The 16035-nt window shown below is 69.3% G+C and carries 7 protein-coding genes; 5 read left to right on the top strand and 2 right to left on the bottom strand.

Annotation, left to right across the window (positions count from 1 at the left end; genetic code table 11):
• The first annotated feature begins 86 nt into the window (after positions 1-86).
• From aceE to lpdA, 3 genes are all read left to right on the top strand, one after another.
• Positions 87-2753, top strand: a complete 2667-nt coding sequence (gene aceE, locus AC3WG5_RS07000; RefSeq protein ID WP_014088669.1) for a pyruvate dehydrogenase (acetyl-transferring), homodimeric type — start codon at positions 87-89, stop codon at positions 2751-2753.
• 100 nt (positions 2754-2853) lie between these two features.
• Complete coding sequence (gene aceF / locus AC3WG5_RS07005; protein ID WP_492568246.1) at positions 2854-4485, top strand: dihydrolipoyllysine-residue acetyltransferase; 1632 nt, start codon at positions 2854-2856, stop codon at positions 4483-4485.
• A 198-nt stretch (positions 4486-4683) separates the two neighbouring features.
• On the top strand, positions 4684-6462 hold the full coding sequence (lpdA, locus tag AC3WG5_RS07010; protein WP_492568247.1) for a dihydrolipoyl dehydrogenase: 1779 nt from the start codon (positions 4684-4686) through the stop codon (positions 6460-6462).
• A gap of 429 nt (positions 6463-6891) precedes the next feature.
• Here the strand turns inward: lpdA and AC3WG5_RS07015 are convergent, their stop codons facing one another.
• Entirely contained in the window at positions 6892-7095 is a 204-nt protein-coding gene (locus AC3WG5_RS07015; protein WP_008952072.1) for a DUF3079 domain-containing protein, read from the bottom strand.
• Between the two features lie 157 nt (positions 7096-7252).
• Here AC3WG5_RS07015 and AC3WG5_RS07020 point away from each other — a divergent pair, with 157 nt between their 5' ends.
• Together AC3WG5_RS07020 and AC3WG5_RS07025 are read left to right on the top strand one after the other, a co-directional pair.
• On the top strand, positions 7253-9022 hold the full coding sequence (locus tag AC3WG5_RS07020; RefSeq protein WP_492568248.1) for an autotransporter assembly complex protein TamA: 1770 nt from the start codon (positions 7253-7255) through the stop codon (positions 9020-9022).
• A gap of 9 nt (positions 9023-9031) precedes the next feature.
• Positions 9032-12856, top strand: a complete 3825-nt coding sequence (locus AC3WG5_RS07025) for a translocation/assembly module TamB domain-containing protein (protein WP_492568249.1) — start codon at positions 9032-9034, stop codon at positions 12854-12856.
• On the opposite strand, the gene AC3WG5_RS07030 is transcribed toward AC3WG5_RS07025, so the two are convergent.
• Entirely contained in the window at positions 12842-16006 is a 3165-nt protein-coding gene (locus AC3WG5_RS07030) for a bifunctional diguanylate cyclase/phosphodiesterase (RefSeq protein ID WP_482583884.1), read from the bottom strand. The genes AC3WG5_RS07025 and AC3WG5_RS07030 overlap by 15 nt on opposite strands.
• Between the last annotated feature and the right edge of the window lie 29 nt (positions 16007-16035).

Below are 16035 nucleotides of genomic sequence, written 5' to 3' on the forward strand. Positions count from 1 at the left end.
CGAAGTCGATTCATTCCTGAGCCGTGTGACGACACAGCGGGATCGGTCCCGACCGGTACCCAGAAAACCAGATGTGAGGATGAGAGATGGCTGCAACCTTCCCTGACGATATCGATCCGTTGGAGACGAAAGAGTGGCTGGATGCACTGCAATCGGTACTCGAAAACGAAGGTATCGAACGTGCCCAGTACCTGCTTGAGCATCTGGTCGAACGCTCCCGCGACGGTGGCGTCGATCTGACGCTGGGGTCCACCACCCCCTACGTGAATACCGTATCCCTTGACCGCCAGGCGCCGCTCGCCGGCGACCCGGCCGTGGAAGAGCGCCTGCGCAACATCGTGCGCTGGAACGCGCTGGCCACCGTGGTCAAGGCCAACAAGGGCAACGACATGGGCCTGGGCGGCCACATCGCCTCGTTCCAGTCCGCCTCCACGCTGTACGAAACCGGCTTCAACCATTTCTGGCACGCCCCGAGCGACGGCCACGGCGGCGACTTGGTGTACGTGCAGGGCCACTCGGCACCGGGCATCTACTCGCGCGCCTTCCTGGAAGGCCGCCTGTCCGAAGACCAGATGCTCAACTTCCGCCAGGAAGTGGACGGCCATGGCCTGTCCTCCTACCCGCACCCGTGGCTGATGCCGACCTTCTGGCAATTCCCGACCGTGTCGATGGGCCTGGGCCCGCTGATGGCCATCTACCAGGCGCGCTTCATGAAGTACCTGGACGACCGTGGCCTGGCCAACACCAAGAACCGCAAGATCTGGGTGTTCTGTGGCGACGGCGAGATGGACGAGCCGGAATCGCTGGGCGCCATGGGCGTGGCCGCGCGTGAAGGCCTCGACAACCTGGTGTTCGTGATCAACTGCAACCTGCAGCGTCTGGACGGCCCGGTGCGCGGCAACGGCAAGATCATCCAGGAACTGGAAGGCGAATTCCAGGGTGCCGGCTGGAACGTGATCAAGGTGATCTGGGGCTCCAAGTGGGACGCCCTGCTGGCCAAGGACAAGACCGGCCTGCTGAAGAAACGCATGATGGAATGCGTGGACGGCGACTACCAGACCTTCAAGTCGAAGGACGGCGCCTACGTGCGCCAGTACTTCTTCGGCAAGTACCCGGAACTGCTGGAGCTGGTCGCCGACATGACCGACGACGAGGTCTGGGCGCTGAACCGTGGCGGCCACGATCCGCGCAAGGTGTACGCCGCCTACCACGACGCCTGCAACAACACCAACGGTAAGCCGACCGTGATCCTCGCCAAGACCATCAAGGGCGAGGGCATGGGGCACTCCGGCGAGGCGCAGAACACCGCGCACCAGACCAAGAAGATGGACATGGACTCCATCCGCCGCTTCCGCGACATCTACGGCATCCCGCTCAGCGACGAACAGCTGGAAAGCGTGCCGTTCTACAAGCCGGCCGACGACAGCGCCGAAATGCAGTACCTGCACGCCCGCCGCAAGGCGCTGGGCGGCTACCTGCCGGCGCGTAATCCGGTGAAGGAGCCGATGGCGATTCCGGAACTGTCCGCCTTCGACGCGCTGTTGAAGGACTCCGGCGGCCGCGAGTTCTCCACCACCATGGCCTTCGTGCGCATGCTGGGCACCCTGGTCAAGGACAAGCAGATCGGCAAGCACATCGTGCCGATCGTGCCGGACGAATCGCGTACCTTCGGTATGGAAGGCATGTTCCGCCAGCTCGGCATCTGGAACACCTGGGGCCAGAACTACGTGCCGCAGGACCACGACCAGCTGATGTTCTACAAGGAATCGAAGGAAGGCCAGATCCTGCAGGAAGGCATCAACGAGCCGGGCGCGATGAGCTCCTGGATCGCCGCCGCCACCTCGTACGCCAACCACGGCGTGCCGATGATCCCGTTCTACATCTACTACTCGATGTTCGGCTTCCAGCGCGTCGGCGACCTGGCCTGGGCCGCCGGTGACCTGCGCGCCCGTGGCTTCCTGCTGGGCGGCACCGCCGGACGCACCACGCTGAACGGCGAGGGCTTGCAGCACGAAGACGGCCACAGCCACATCCAGGCCGGCCTGATCCCGAACTGCGTGACCTACGACCCGACCTTCGCCTACGAAGTGGCGGTGATCGTGCAGGACGGCATGCGCCGCATGTACGTCGAGCAGCAGGACGTGTTCTATTACCTGACGGTGATGAACGAGAACTACGCGCATCCGGACATGCCGGCCGGCGCCGAAGCGGGCATCCTGAAGGGCCTGTACAAGTTCAAGTCGGTCGGCGACGGCGCGCTGCGCGTCAAGCTGATGGGCTCGGGCACCATCTTCAACGAAGTGATCGCCGCGGCCGACCTGTTGGCCAACGATTTCGGCATCGGCTCCGACATCTTCAGCGCCACCTCGTTCAACCAGCTGCGCCGCGAGGGCATGGAAGCCGCCCGCTGGAACCTGCTGCACCCGACCGAAGCGGCCAAGAAGCCGTACGTGACCGAAGTGCTGGAAGGTTTCGACGGCCCGACCATCGCCGCCACCGACTACATCCGCAACTACGCCGACCAGGTGCGCGAGTACGTGCCGGGCCGCTACGTGGTGCTCGGCACCGACGGCTTCGGCCGCTCGGACAGCCGCCAGAAGCTGCGCGAGTTCTTCGAGGTGAACCGCTACTACGTCGCCGTCGCCGCACTCAAGGCGCTGGCCGACGAGGGCAAGATCGGCGCCGACAAGGTGGCCGAGGCGATCGCCAAGTACGGCCTGAAAGCCGACAAGCAGCCTTCCTGGAAGGTGTAACCGGGGGAATGCGGGGGAGAGCACGGCCCTCCCCCTGCTCCGCGTACCGAATCGACGCGGGGCGTCGTGCTGACGCCCCGCCGCACTTGAGAAAGCAACCATGAGCAATCTCATCGAATTGAAAGTACCCGACATCGGCGGCCACGATAACGTCGACGTCATCGAACTGTTCATCCAGCCCGGCGCCACCGTGGCGCTGGACGACTCGCTGATCACGCTGGAAACCGACAAGGCCACCATGGAAGTCCCGGCCGCCGCCGCCGGCGTCGTCAAGCAGGTGCTGGTCAAGGTGGGCGACAAGGTCAGCGAAGGCAGCGTGATCGCGCTAGTGGAAGCCGCCGGCGCCGCTGCCGTTGCAGCCCCGGCCGCCGCTCCGGCGCCTGCCGCGGCTCCCGCTCCGGTCGCCGCCGCCGCACCCGCCGCGGCCCCGGCTGCCACCGGCCGTGTCGAGATCACCGTGCCGGACATCGGCGGCCACGCCGGCGTCGACGTCATCGAGGTGACGGTGAAGCCGGGCGACGTGATCGCCATCGACGATTCGCTGATCACGCTGGAAACCGACAAGGCCACCATGGAAGTGCCGGCCACCGCCGCCGGCAAGGTGCTGGAAGTGAAGGTCAAGGTGGGTGACAAGGTCAGCCAGGGCGACCTGATCGTGGTGGTGGAGGGCGCGGCTTCGGCCAACGTGGCGGCGGCTCCGGCTGCCGCTGCCGCCCCGGTTGCCGCCGCACCCGCTCCGGCCGCCGCCCCGGCTCCGGCTCCGGTTGCCGCCGCCGTGGCACCGGCCGCCAGCGCCAAGATCGACGAGGCCGCCTTCAGCAAGGCGCACGCCGGTCCGTCGGCACGCCGCTTCGCGCGCGAACTGGGCGTCGACCTGGGCAAGGTCCAGGGCTCCGGCCGCAAGGGCCGCATCGTCGAGGCCGACATCAAGGCCTTCGTCAAGGGCGTGCTGAGCGCCCCGCCGGCCGCCGCCCCGGCCGCTGGCGGCAGTGGCACGGGTCTCGACCTGCTGCCGTGGCCGAAGGTCGATTTCGCCAAGTTCGGCCCGATCGAAACCAAGCCGCTGAGCCGCATCCAGAAGATCTCCGGCGCCAACCTTTCCCGCAACTGGGTGATGATCCCGCACGTGACGTTCAACGACGAGTGCGACATCACCGAGCTGGAAGACTTCCGCAAGCAGATCGGCAAGGAATGGGAAAAGTCCGGCCTGAAGATCAGCCCGCTGGCCTTCATCATCAAGGCCGCCGCCGAGGCGCTGAAGGCGTTCCCGACCTTCAACAGCTCGCTCGACGGCGACAACCTGGTGCTCAAGCAGTACTACCACATCGGCTTCGCCGCCGACACGCCGAACGGCCTGGTGGTCCCGGTGATCAAGAACGTCGATCAGAAGGGCATCAAGCAGATCGCCAAGGAACTGACCGATCTGTCGCTGCTGGCACGCGAAGGCAAGCTCAAGCCGACCGACATGCAGGGCGCCACCTTCACCATCTCCAGCCTGGGCGGCATCGGCGGCACCAGCTTCACGCCGATCGTGAACGCGCCGGAAGTGGCCATCCTCGGCGTCTGCAAGAGCCAGATCAAGCCGGTGTGGAACGGCAAGGACTTCGCGCCGCGCCTGATGTGCCCGCTGAGCCTGTCGTTCGATCACCGCGTGATCGACGGCGCCGCCGCAGCGCGCTTCACCGTGCACCTGGGCAAGCTGCTGTCCGACGTGCGCCGTCTGATCCTCTGAGTTCGCGGACAAATCGACCGCGCCGCCCAAGCCGCGTCCCGGATGCCCGCCGTACCGTTGTACGGCCGGGGGTCTCGAACCTGACTTGGGCGGCTCGTGACGGTTTCTGCGCCAGCTCCCTGGTTCACATGACGATGGGACGCCGCACCGGCGGGCCCATCCCACATTCCTCATTCCACGCTTAGGGATAGAAACTCCATGAGCAATCTGATCGAACTGAAAGTCCCGGACATCGGCGGCCACAGCAACGTGGACATCATCGAGGTGTTCGTCAAGGCCGGCGACGTGGTCGCGGTGGAAGACTCGCTGATCACGCTGGAAACCGACAAGGCCACCATGGAAGTGCCGGCCAGCCACGCCGGCAAGATCGTCGAGCTGAAGGTCGCCGTCGGCGGCAAGATCAGCGAAGGCGACGTGATCGCCATCGTCGAGGCGGTGGGTGCCGCGGCCGAAGCGCCGAAGGCCGCCGCGCCGGCTCCGGCTGCCGAGGCACCGAAAGCGGCGGCACCAGCCCCGCAGGCCGCCAGCCACGCCGGCGGTGCCGACATCGAATGCGACGTGCTGGTGCTGGGCGCCGGCCCGGGGGGCTACTCCGCCGCCTTCCGCGCCGCCGACCTCGGCCTCAACGTGGTGCTGGTGGAGCGTTACGCTACCCTGGGCGGCGTCTGCCTCAACGTCGGCTGCATCCCGTCGAAAGCCTTGCTGCACAACGCGGCGGTGATCGATGAAGTGAAGCACCTGGCGGCCAACGGCATCAAGTTCGCCGAGCCGGAAATCGACATCGACATGCTGCGCGGCTACAAGGAAAAGGTCATCGGCAAGCTCACCGGCGGCCTCGCCGGCATGGCCAAGGCGCGCAAGGTGCAAGTGGTGCGCGGTGTCGGCAGCTTCCTCGACCCGCATCACCTGCAGGTGGAAACCACCGAAGGCGCGGGCCAGGCCAAGACCGGCGCCAAGCAGACCATCAAGTTCAAGAACGCCATCATCGCCGCCGGCAGCCGCGTGGTGAACCTGCCGTTCATCCCGCAGGACCCGCGTATCGTGGATTCCACCGGCGCGCTGGAACTGAAGGCCGTGCCGAAGAAAATGCTGATCATCGGCGGCGGCATCATCGGCCTGGAAATGGGCACGGTGTACTCCACGCTGGGCGCGCGCCTGGACGTGGTGGAAATGCTGGACGGCCTGATGCAGGGTGCCGACCGCGACCTGGTCAAGGTGTGGGAGAAGATGAACGCCCACCGCTTCGACAACATCATGACCAGCACCAAGACCGTGGCGGTCGAGGCCAAGGAAGACGGCATCTACGTGACGTTTGAAGGCGCCAAGGCCCCGGCCGAGCCGCAGCGCTACGACCTGGTGCTGGTGGCCGCCGGGCGCGCGCCGAACGGCAAGCTGATCGCGGCCGAGAACGCCGGTGTCGCCGTGACCGATCGCGGCTTCATCGAGGTCGACAAGCAGCAGCGCACCAACGTGCCGCACATCTACGCCATCGGCGACATCGTCGGCCAGCCGATGCTGGCGCACAAGGCGGTGCACGAGGCGCACGTGGCGGCGGAAAACTGCGCCGGCGGCAAGTCCTACTTCGACGCCCGCGTGATTCCGGGCGTGGCCTACACCGATCCGGAAGTGGCTTGGGTCGGCGTGACCGAGGAAATCGCCAAGCGCGACGGCATCAAGATCGAGAAGTCGGTATTCCCGTGGGCCGCCTCCGGCCGCGCCATCGCCAACGGCCGCGACGAAGGCTTCACCAAGCTGATCTTCGACGCCGAAACGCATCAGGTGATCGGCGGCGCCATCGTCGGCACCCACGCCGGCGACATGCTGGGTGAGATCTGCCTGGCGATCGAAATGGGCTGCGACGCCACCGACATCGGCAAGACCATCCACGCTCACCCCACCCTGGGCGAGAGCATCGGCATGGCCGCCGAAGTGGCGCACGGCACGTGTACCGACCTGCCGCCGCAGCGCAAGAAGTAAGCGTAGCGGCAGCAAAAAACAAAGCGGCGGGCCATCCCGCCGCTTTTGTTTTGGTCCTGCCGGAATGAGGTGTTGAGAATCGCTCGGCGTACACGGCAAACCCACGCCGCTCTTGGGTTTCGGCAGATAGCCTGAAAGCGCGGGCGTTACGGAAGACGCAACAGGTCACGCCGACAGCGCCTTTAGTTTTGGTGGCGTGTGCCGTTGGCCAGAACCCGCCGGGCTCGGTGGCGTGCCGGGAGAGGGCCCGCGGGTGCGACCGCCAGCAGGGCGCTGGTGGCGAACGTCAGGAGGGCGCGACGGTGCGGCGGAGCTGGCATGACCTGCGGTGTGCCGGCCTTGGTCCCTACGTGTTTTTGCGCGCGGCCAGGCGGTGTTGCCGGCCACGGCCAGCGCCGCCATGCGGCGGAGAAGCCTTGGATGACCGGGCTAGGGCGCGGCGGGCGGCGTGGTCGCCGTGAAGTCGTTGCTGTCGCTCTCCGGTTCGGCCCAGCCGGGGCCGAACAGCTCGATTGGGTGCTGGGTGCGGTCGGAGCCGTTGCCGCAGCGCAACTCGTCGACCGAGCAATACTTGTCGCAGCCCCAGCAGATGCGCTCGGGGTGCGCGGGATGCAAGGGAAACTTTTTTGCCATGATGAGCTACCTACACTGAAGGGGCGGCCGCCGTTGGGGCGGTGTCGCCATTTTCGCATCCTGTTCCGTGTTATTCCTTGACCTGGGACAGGGTCTCCCGCCATCGACGCGCCGCCGGGGCTCGCCCCTTGCGCGGGCTTTCTTTACCATGAGGCTCATGACGTTCACCCACCCCCTCCGTCTGGCCGCACTGGCGCGCGCCATGCTGCTGGCCGCCGTGCTCGCTGGCGCCGCGCCGGCCTGGGCGGCGCTGCCCTACAGCGTGGCGATCGACGCGCCGGACGAGATTGCGGTCTTGCTGCGCGAGCACCTCGATTTCGTGGCCGGCGAGAACGAGCCGGAGATGGACGAGGCGCAGCTCGAGACGCTGCGGCGCGAGGCGCCGGGGCAGGCGCAGGCCTTGCTGGAGACCGAGGGCTACTTCTCGGCCAAGGTGCGTCTCGACGAGGACAGCCACACGCCGCGCCGCTACCGCCTGGTGGTGGAACCGGGCGAGCCGGTGCTGATCGACGACGTCACGCTGCGTCTCGCCGGGCCGGTGAGGTTGGCCGAAGACTACCCGCGGCGGCTGGCGCGCGCGCTCGAGCTGTGGCCGCTGCCGACCGCGGCGCGCTTCCGCCAGGCCGAGTGGGACAGCGGCAAGCGCGTGCTGTTGCGCCAGTTGCAGGTCGACGGCTACCCGCTGGCCAGGATCGCCACCAGCCGTGCCGACGTCGATCCGGCGACGCACCGCGCCACCTTGACGGTGGAGCTCGACAGCGGTGCGCCGGTGGCGTTCGGCGCCATCGCCGTGAGCGGCCTCAAGCGCTACCCCGAGGACGTGGTCACCGGCATGGCGCGCTTCCGCCCCGGCACCCCGTACACCCTGCAGGGACTGCTCGATTACCAGTCGGCGCTGGAGCAGTCGCCGTACTTTTCCAGCGTGGTGGTGAGCACCGACATGAGCCGCGTCGCCGACGGCCGCGTGCCGGTGGACGTGGCGGTGGAGGAGCTGCCGCGCCAGAAGCTGACGCTGGGCCTGACCTACGAGGCCGACGAGGGACTCGGCGCGCGCATCGGCTACGACCACTACAACCTGTTCCAGCGCGGCTACATCGGCTCGGTGCTGCTGGAGCACAAGCCCAGCGAGCAGGCGCTCAAGTTCGGCCTGAGCTTTCCGCGCCAGTCCGACGGCTACTCGCACAGCGTCAACGCCGCCTTCAAGCACAGCGACGTGCAGGGGCTGAAGACCGACGCGCTGGAGGGCGGGCTGTGGCGCATCCGCACCAACGGTGCGATCGAATCGCGCATCGGCCTGGAGTACCTGCTGGAGCAGGAAAGCGTGGCCGACGTGCTGAACCGCGACAACAAGGCGCTGCTGGTGAGCTACGGCTGGACGCGGCGCCAGCTCGACGACGTGCGCCGTCCGCGCGCCGGCACGCTGATCGACCTGCAGCTCTCCTCCACGCTGGGCGATACGCTGTCGAGCGCCGCCTTCGTGCGCGGCTACGGCAAGCTGGTGCATTACTGGACCCCGCGCAAGGAGTGGGGCACGCTGATCAGCCGGCTGGAGCTGGGCGAGGTGTTCAGCAACAACCCCGAGCGCGTGCCGACCTCGCGCCTGTTCCGCACCGGCGGCGCCACCAGTGTGCGCGGCTACGACTACCTCGCCCTGGGCCTGCCCGGTCCGGACGGCTCGGTGCTGGGCGGGCGGGTGATGGCGGTGGGCAGCCTGGAATATCAGATCCCGGTCAGTCGCGACTGGTCCGTGGCGCTGTTCCACGACGCCGGCAACGCCGCCGACCGCTGGCAGGACTTTTCGCTGCAGCACAGCAACGGCGTCGGCCTGCGCTGGATGAGCCCGGTGGCGCCGCTGGCGCTGGATATCGCCAAGGCGCAGAAAGATGGCGGCATCCGCTGGTACCTGAGCCTGGGGCTGGCCTTCTGATAGCACGCCATGACGCAAGCGCATCCCGATTCTCCTGACGACACTCCGGCTTCGGCCAACCCGCCGCCGCACCGTGGCTGGCGGCCGCTGCGCTGGCTGGCGGCCGGCGCGTTGGCGCTGCTGCTGGCGCTGGCGGCGTTCGCCGGTTGGGTCACCGCCAGCGGGCAGGGTTTCGCCTGGGCCTGGCGCACGGCCGCCGAGCTCAGCCACGGCCGGCTCGGCGTGGGCGCGGTGCGCGGCACGCTGTGGCAGGGTTTCGAACTGCAACGCTTGCGCTGGCAGAACCCGGCGCAGCGGCTCGAGGTGGAGCGGCTGCGCCTCGACTGGCAGCCCTCGGCACTGTGGCGGGGCACGCTGCACCTGACGCGGCTGGAGCTGGGGCACGTGCGGCTGACCAGCCTGGCCGCCGCCGCGCCTGCCGCGCCGCCGCAACTGCCGGCGTCGCTGGCCCTGCCGCTGACGGTGGTGCTGGACCGCTTCGCGCTCGCCAGCCTGACGCTGCTGCCGGGCGACGTGCGCCTGTACGACGTCGCCGGCAGCTACCGTTACCAGGGGGGGCGGCACCAGGTGCAACTGGCGCGGCTGAACTCGCCGTGGGGCGGCGGCGGCGCGGCGCTGACGCTGGCCGATGCCCGTCCGTTCGCGCTCTCCGGCACGCTGGCGGCGCGCGGCACGCTGGAGCAGGTGGCGATCAAGGCCGACCTCGCCCTGGCGGGCAGCCTGGCCGATCTGCAGGCACGCGGCACCGTTGCCGGACGCGGGCTGCTGGCCGAGGTGTCCGGACGCTTCGACCCGTTCGCCGCGTCGGCGCTGCAGCGTTTCCGCCGCCTCGACGTGCGTGTCGGCGGCGTCAATCCCCAGGCGCTGCAGCCATCCTGGCCCAAGGCGCGGCTCAACTTCGCGGTGTACGCCGAGCCGGCCGCCGGCGCCACGGTGGCGGGCGGGCTGTCGCTGATCAACAGCGAGGCCGGCGCGCTGTCTGCCGGGCAACTGCCGCTGGCCTTCCTCGCCGGCGAATTCCGCGTCCGCGGCCAACGCTTGACGTTGAACGCGCTGGACGCGCAGCTGGCCGGCGGCGGCCGGGTGGCGCTGAGCGGGACCCTCGACGCGCAGGCGCTGGCGCTCACGGCGCGGCTGCAGGACGTGGCGCTGCGCGCCCTGCACGCCAGCGCGCCGGACCAGACCGTGGGCGGCACGCTGACCCTGGGCGGGACCCCGGCGCAGCCGACGCTGAGCGCGGCGCTGCAGAGCCGGCAGCTGGCGCTGGAGGCGCGCCTGGCGCGGGAACCGGGGACGGCCCAGGCGCTGCGGCTGGAGCGCCTGCAACTTACTGCCGGCGGCGGACGGTTGGCGCTGAGTGGCCGCGTCGAGCTGCAGCAGGCGCGCCGCTTCGAACTATCCGGGGCACTGGAAAAGGCCGACCCGGCGCGCTTCCTCAAGGGGGCGCCGGCCGGCGACCTCAACGCCCGGCTGACGGCGCGCGGGCAACTGGCGGCCCCGCTTGCCGCCACGCTGCGGCTGCAGTTCGCCCCGAGCCGGCTCTCCGGCGCACCGCTGACCGGCCGCGCCGAGCTGGACCTGCAGCCGGGCCGGCTCAAGCGTCTCGACGCCGACCTGCGCTTGGCGGAAAACCGCCTGCAGGCCGCCGGCGCCTACGGCGCGGCGGGCGACCGGCTGAAACTGCTGATCGATGCCCCCAACCTGCGCCTGTTGGGGCCCGGTTTCACCGGCCGTATCGGCGGCCAGCTCGATCTCGCCGGCACGCCCAAATTGCCGCTGCTGTCGGCCAACCTCAAGGCGGAACGGCTGGCGCTGCCGGGCGGCGTCGGCGTCGAGGCGCTGACGCTGGCGGGCGAACTGCAGGCCGACACCGCCAGCCCGTTCCGCGTGCAGCTCGCCGCCCAGCAGCTGCGGCTGGGCGAGTTCGGCGCCAGCACGCTGCGCCTCAACGCCGTCGGCCAGCGCAACCGCCACCGTATCGAGCTGGATGGCCGGCTCACCCTCAAGCAGCGCCCCTACACCCTGGCGCTGCGCGCCAACGGCGGCCTGGCGGCGGGCTCCACGCAATGGCAGGGCACGCTGCAGACACTGCAGCTGGCCGGCCAACCCGGCCTGACGCTGCTCGCCCCGGCCAGCCTGAGCGTGGGACCGCAGCGGCTGGAGCTGGGCGCGGCACGGCTGGCCATGCTGGGGGGGCAGGTCGAACTGCAGCAACTGCGCCGCGATGCCAGCGGCCTGTTGAACACGCGCGGCCGGGCGGCCGGCCTCCGCCTCGCCGAGCTGGCGCCGCTGCTGGCGCTGCCGCTGCAGCAGACGCTGGTGGTGTCCGGCGACTGGGCGTTGTCCGGGCGCGGCGTGCCGCAGGGCCAGCTCAACCTGCAACGTGTCGGCGGCGACGTCTGGCTGCCCGGCAGCAACGGCCGCCCGCTGGCGCTGGAACTCGGCACCAGCCGGCTCGGGCTGCGCCTCGACGCCAACCGCGCCCAGCTCGAGCTGCAACTACAAAGCCGCTACCTCAACGCCAGCGGCAACGGCGCGCTGCCGCTGGCGGGCGGCATCGACGGCCGCACCCCGCTCGCCGCCAGCTTGCGGCTCGAGGTGCCGGCGCTGAAGGCATTGGCCGGGCTGGCCGGGCCGGGCCTGGAGCTGGGCGGGCAGCTGGCCGCCAACGTCACCCTGAGCGGCCCGCTCGCCGCGCCGCTGGCCTACGGCCGCCTCGACGGCAAGGGGCTGCTGTTCGCCGACCGCAAGACCGGGCTGAGGTTGGCCGAAGGCGTGCTGGAGGCGCGCCTGGACGGGCGTCGCCTGCTGCTTGACCGGCTGCGTTTCGCCAGCGGCGAGGGCGAGGCGCTGGCGAGCGGCGCGCTCGACCTCAAGGACCGCGGTCCCGACGCCACGGTGCGGCTGAGCCTGAAGCGCTTCAGTGTGTTCGACCGTCCCAATCGCCGGCTGGTGGTCTCCGGCGACAGCGACATCCTGTTCGTCGACAACAAGCTCACGCTGACGGGACGCCTGCGCGCCGACCAGGGGCGGGTGGAGTTGCCCAAGCAGGGCACGCCGCAGCTGTCCGACGACGTGCATGTGGTCGGACGCGAGGCGCCGCCGCCGTCGGCGCTGGCCACGCTGCCGGTGACGGTGCGCCTCGACCTCGACCTGGGCGAACGGTTCCGCTTCACCGGGCAGGGGCTGGACGTGGAATTGAGCGGGGTGGTGCACGTCAGCGCCGCGCCCGGCGAGGCGCCGGCGGCGCGTGGCCAGGTGCGCGTGGTGAAGGGGCGTTACAAGGCCTACGGCCAGGACCTCGACATCGAATACGGCACCATCACCTTCACCGGTTCGCTCGACAACCCGGCGCTCAACGTGCGCGCCAAGCGCCGCCTGTCGCCGGTCGGGGCCGGGGTGGAAGTGGGCGGCAGCGTCGCCGCGCCGAGCGTGCGCCTGATCGCCGACGAGGCGCTGTCGGAACGCGACAAGCTGTCCTGGCTGGTGCTCGGGCGCGCTTCGGTGGGCGGCAGCGACGACGCCTCGCTGGCCGCCGCCGCCGGGGCGCTGCTGGCCGGCACCATCAACGACCGCATCGGCCTGTTCGACGACCTCGGCCTGGTCAACCAGCAAGGCAAGACTCTGGCCGACGGCACGGTGAGCCCGGCGGAGCAGGTGGTGACGGTGGGGCGGCAGCTGACGCGCACCCTCTACCTCGGTTACGAATACGGCATCGCCAGCGCCAGCCAGGCGCTCAAGATGTCCTACCAGTTGTCCAAGGGCTGGTCGCTGGTGCTGCGCGCCGGCACCACCACCTCGCTGGAAACGCGCTACACGCTACGCTTCGACTGAGTTTGCCCCGGCCAGCTGCGCCGTCAGCGCGTCAGCGCTTTGCGGCCGCCCGGTGAGGTAGCCCTGCACCACGTCGCAGCCGGCTTGGGCTAGGAAGTCGAGCTGTTCCTCGCTTTCCACGCCTTCCGCCAGGGTCTGCATGCCGAGCGCCTCGGCCAGCTGCACGATGGCGCTGACGATGGCGGCGTCGTCGCGGTTGTCGGGCAGGTTCATCACGAAGGCGCGGTCGATCTTGATCAGGTCGGGCGAGAAGCGCTTGAGGTAGGTCAGGCTGGAATAGCCGGTGCCGAAATCGTCCACCGCCAGGTGGATGCCCCGTTCCTTGAAGGCCTGCAGGTGGCGTACCGCCTGCTCGGCGTCCTCCATCAGCGTGCTCTCGGTCACTTCCAGCTCCAGCCAGCAGCTGGGCAGGCGGTGGCGCGTCAGCGCCGCCTCGACTTCGGCGAGCAGATCCGGTTGGCCCAACTGCCGGGCCGAGACGTTCACCGCCACCCGCAGCGGAGTGCCGGCGGCGAGCCAGGCGGCGGCCTGGCGGCAGGCCTCGTCCAGCACCCAGCGTCCGATCTCCACGATCAGGCCGGTCTCTTCCGCCAGCGGGATGAAGCGTGCCGGCGAGATCAGCCCCTGCTCCGGGTGTTGCCAGCGCAGCAGCGCTTCGCAGCCGACCAGGCGCCGGTTGTCGATGGCGAACTGCGGCTGGTACACCAGGTACAGTTGTTGCCGCTCCAGGGCCTGGCGCAGGTGGTTTTCCAGCGTCAGCCGCTCCGCCACCTGGGCGTTCAGCTCCGGGGTGAAGAACTGGTAGCGATTCCGCCCCTGCGCCTTGGCGTGGTACATCGCCAGGTCGGCGCTGACCAGCAGCTCCTGAAGCTCGCTGCCGTTGTCGGGGAAGAGGCTGATGCCGATGCTGGTGCTGATCGCCAGCGCCTGGCCGTCGATCTGGAACGGCCGGCGCAGGTCGTCGAGCAGGCGCTGCGCCAGTTGTGCCGCCTCGGCCGGAGAAGCCAGCTCGGGCACGATCAGCACGAACTCGTCGCCGCCGTTGCGGCCCACGGTGTCGCTGCCGCGCACCGTGTGCTGCAGGCGCTGCGCCACCTGCTTGAGCAGCTCGTCGCCGTGGGCGTGGCCCAAGGTGTCGTTGATGTTCTTGAAGTGGTCGAGGTCGAGGAACAGCACGGCGAGCCGGTTCTTCTGGCGCGCGGCGGCGCGGATGGCCTGCGCCAGCCGGTCGTGGATCAGCGCGCGGTTGGGCAGGTCGGTGAGGAAGTCGTGCTCGGCCATGTGGCGGATGTGGGCTTCCTGCTCCTTGCGCTCGCTGATGTCGGAGAACAGCGCCACGTGGTGGCTGACCTGTCCCGCCTCGTTCCGGAGCAGCGAAATGCTCAGCCATTCCGGGTAGATGGTGCCGTTCTTACGCCGGTTCCAGATTTCCCCGGCCCAGTGGCCGCGCTGCGCCAGCTGCTGCCACATCTTCTGGTAGAAGGCGGGCGGCTGGCGCCCGGACGACAGCAGCGACGGCTGCCGGCCGATCGCCTCCTGCGCCGAGTAGCCGGTGATGTCGGTGAAGGCGCGGTTCACCATGACGATGTGGTTGCTGGCGTCGCTGATCACAATGGCCTGGCTGCTGGTGTCGAAGATCTTGGCGGCCAGCCGCTGCTGCTGCTCCGCCTGCTGGCGCCGGCTCATGTCGCGCGCGCGCAGCGAACGGTAGGCGTGGTCCTGGTACTGCATGCTGGTGAGGCTGACTTCGAACGGCACGTTGTCCAGCACGGTTTCGTAGGTCAGCGGCAACGGCTGGCTCGACGGCGGCAGCAGCGCGGCGAGGCGTGGCCCGCGCTGGGCCGGGTCGTCGCCCAGCAAGGCGGCCGCGGCGGCGTTGAGGTAGCGCGGCGCGCCGTCCTCGTCGAGCAGCAGCACCACGTCGCTGGCATGGTCCACCATGAAGCGCGACAGTAATAGGTCGCGCGAGCGCTCGCCCAGTTCCTCCAGGCTGTGTTCCAGGTCGCGGTGATAGTGCGCGATCAGCCCCTTGATCCAGCGGTTCAGCCACCACGAGAACAACACCGCGCTGAAGAGCGCCAGCAGCGTGATCAGCCCGGTGGCGCTGATCTTGCCGGCCAGTTCGCGCCGCAGCGACTGTTGCCGGCTCAGGCGCTCGGCCTGCATGCGCTCGGACAGCGAGGCGGTGCTGATCAGCGTCCAGCCCCAGCCCGGTAGCTGCAGGACGTAGGCCGGCTGGCTCTGCGGTGCGGCCGAGCCGGTACCCGGCAGCAGGATCGAGGTGTTCTCGGTGCGCGGGCCGTGTTCCAGGACGCGGGCCAGCGAACGGGCGATGGCGCCGGGCAGCTGGCGGTAGTCGCGTCCCTGCCATTGCGGCTGGCCGGGGAACAGCAGCACCCGGCCGGCGGCGTCGAGGATCAGCAGCTGGTCGTTGCGGTCGCGCACGCTGCCGCCCAGCACGGTCAGGCCCTGCCGTTGCATGTCCTGGTCCACGCTGGCGATGTATTCGCCGGCGCCGATCAGCCAGCCGAAGCGCTCGAAGCGCCGCGCGTAGGCGATCTTGTCGGCCATCACGGTGCTGCCCGGCGCGAACCAGCGATAGCGCGTGAACCCGGCGCCGGACGGCTGCTTCACCACGCGCAGCAGGTTCTGCATGATGTAGGTGCCCCGGTCGTCGCGGTTGTCGAGCAGCGAGCTGCCTTCCCGTTCCGGCGCCGTCGGCAGCAGCACGCAGCGGCCGTCCAGGGTGTCGATGAAGATATAGCCGCGGCCGTCGAAGAAGCGCAGCGGGCGCAGCGTCTCGCGGATCAGGGCGCGCAGCTGGTCGGGCGGCAGTCGGTCGTGCTGCTGTTGCCAGAGGCCCTCGGCGAGGGTGTAGGCCTGGTCGACCTGATGGCGCAGGCGGCGTTCCAGCGTGCTTTCGGTCTGATGGCGCAGCGACTCCAGCAGCGCGGCCGCCTGCTCGCCGTGGGCGCGCAGGTCGGCCTCGACGTCCTTCAGAACCTCCTGCTCCTGCTGCTGCTGGGCGCGGGCGAAATCCTGCTCCTGGCTGTACAGGAAATAGCCGGTCAGGCTGCCTGCCAGCAGGAAGATGATGAGCAGTGTGCCGGCCAGCTGCAAATGCGCCAGCCGCTCCTGGGTAAGCTGCATGGAGAAAAACCGGTGGGGGGGTGACGGAT

Source organism: Pseudogulbenkiania sp. FW507-F1 (assembly GCF_058781125.1).

Excerpts from the sequence above, each read along its gene's own strand:
- aceE (WP_014088669.1), top strand. The coding sequence starts at position 87 with ATGGCTGCAACCTTCCCTGACGATATCGATCCGTTGGAGACGAAAGAG.
- aceF (WP_492568246.1), top strand. The coding sequence starts at position 2,854 with ATGAGCAATCTCATCGAATTGAAAGTACCCGACATCGGCGGCCACGAT.
- lpdA (WP_492568247.1), top strand. The coding sequence starts at position 4,684 with ATGAGCAATCTGATCGAACTGAAAGTCCCGGACATCGGCGGCCACAGC.
- AC3WG5_RS07015 (WP_008952072.1), bottom strand. The coding sequence starts at position 7,095 with ATGGCAAAAAAGTTTCCCTTGCATCCCGCGCACCCCGAGCGCATCTGC.
- AC3WG5_RS07020 (WP_492568248.1), top strand. The coding sequence starts at position 7,253 with ATGACGTTCACCCACCCCCTCCGTCTGGCCGCACTGGCGCGCGCCATG.
- AC3WG5_RS07025 (WP_492568249.1), top strand. The coding sequence starts at position 9,032 with ATGACGCAAGCGCATCCCGATTCTCCTGACGACACTCCGGCTTCGGCC.
- AC3WG5_RS07030 (WP_482583884.1), bottom strand. The coding sequence starts at position 16,006 with ATGCAGCTTACCCAGGAGCGGCTGGCGCATTTGCAGCTGGCCGGCACA.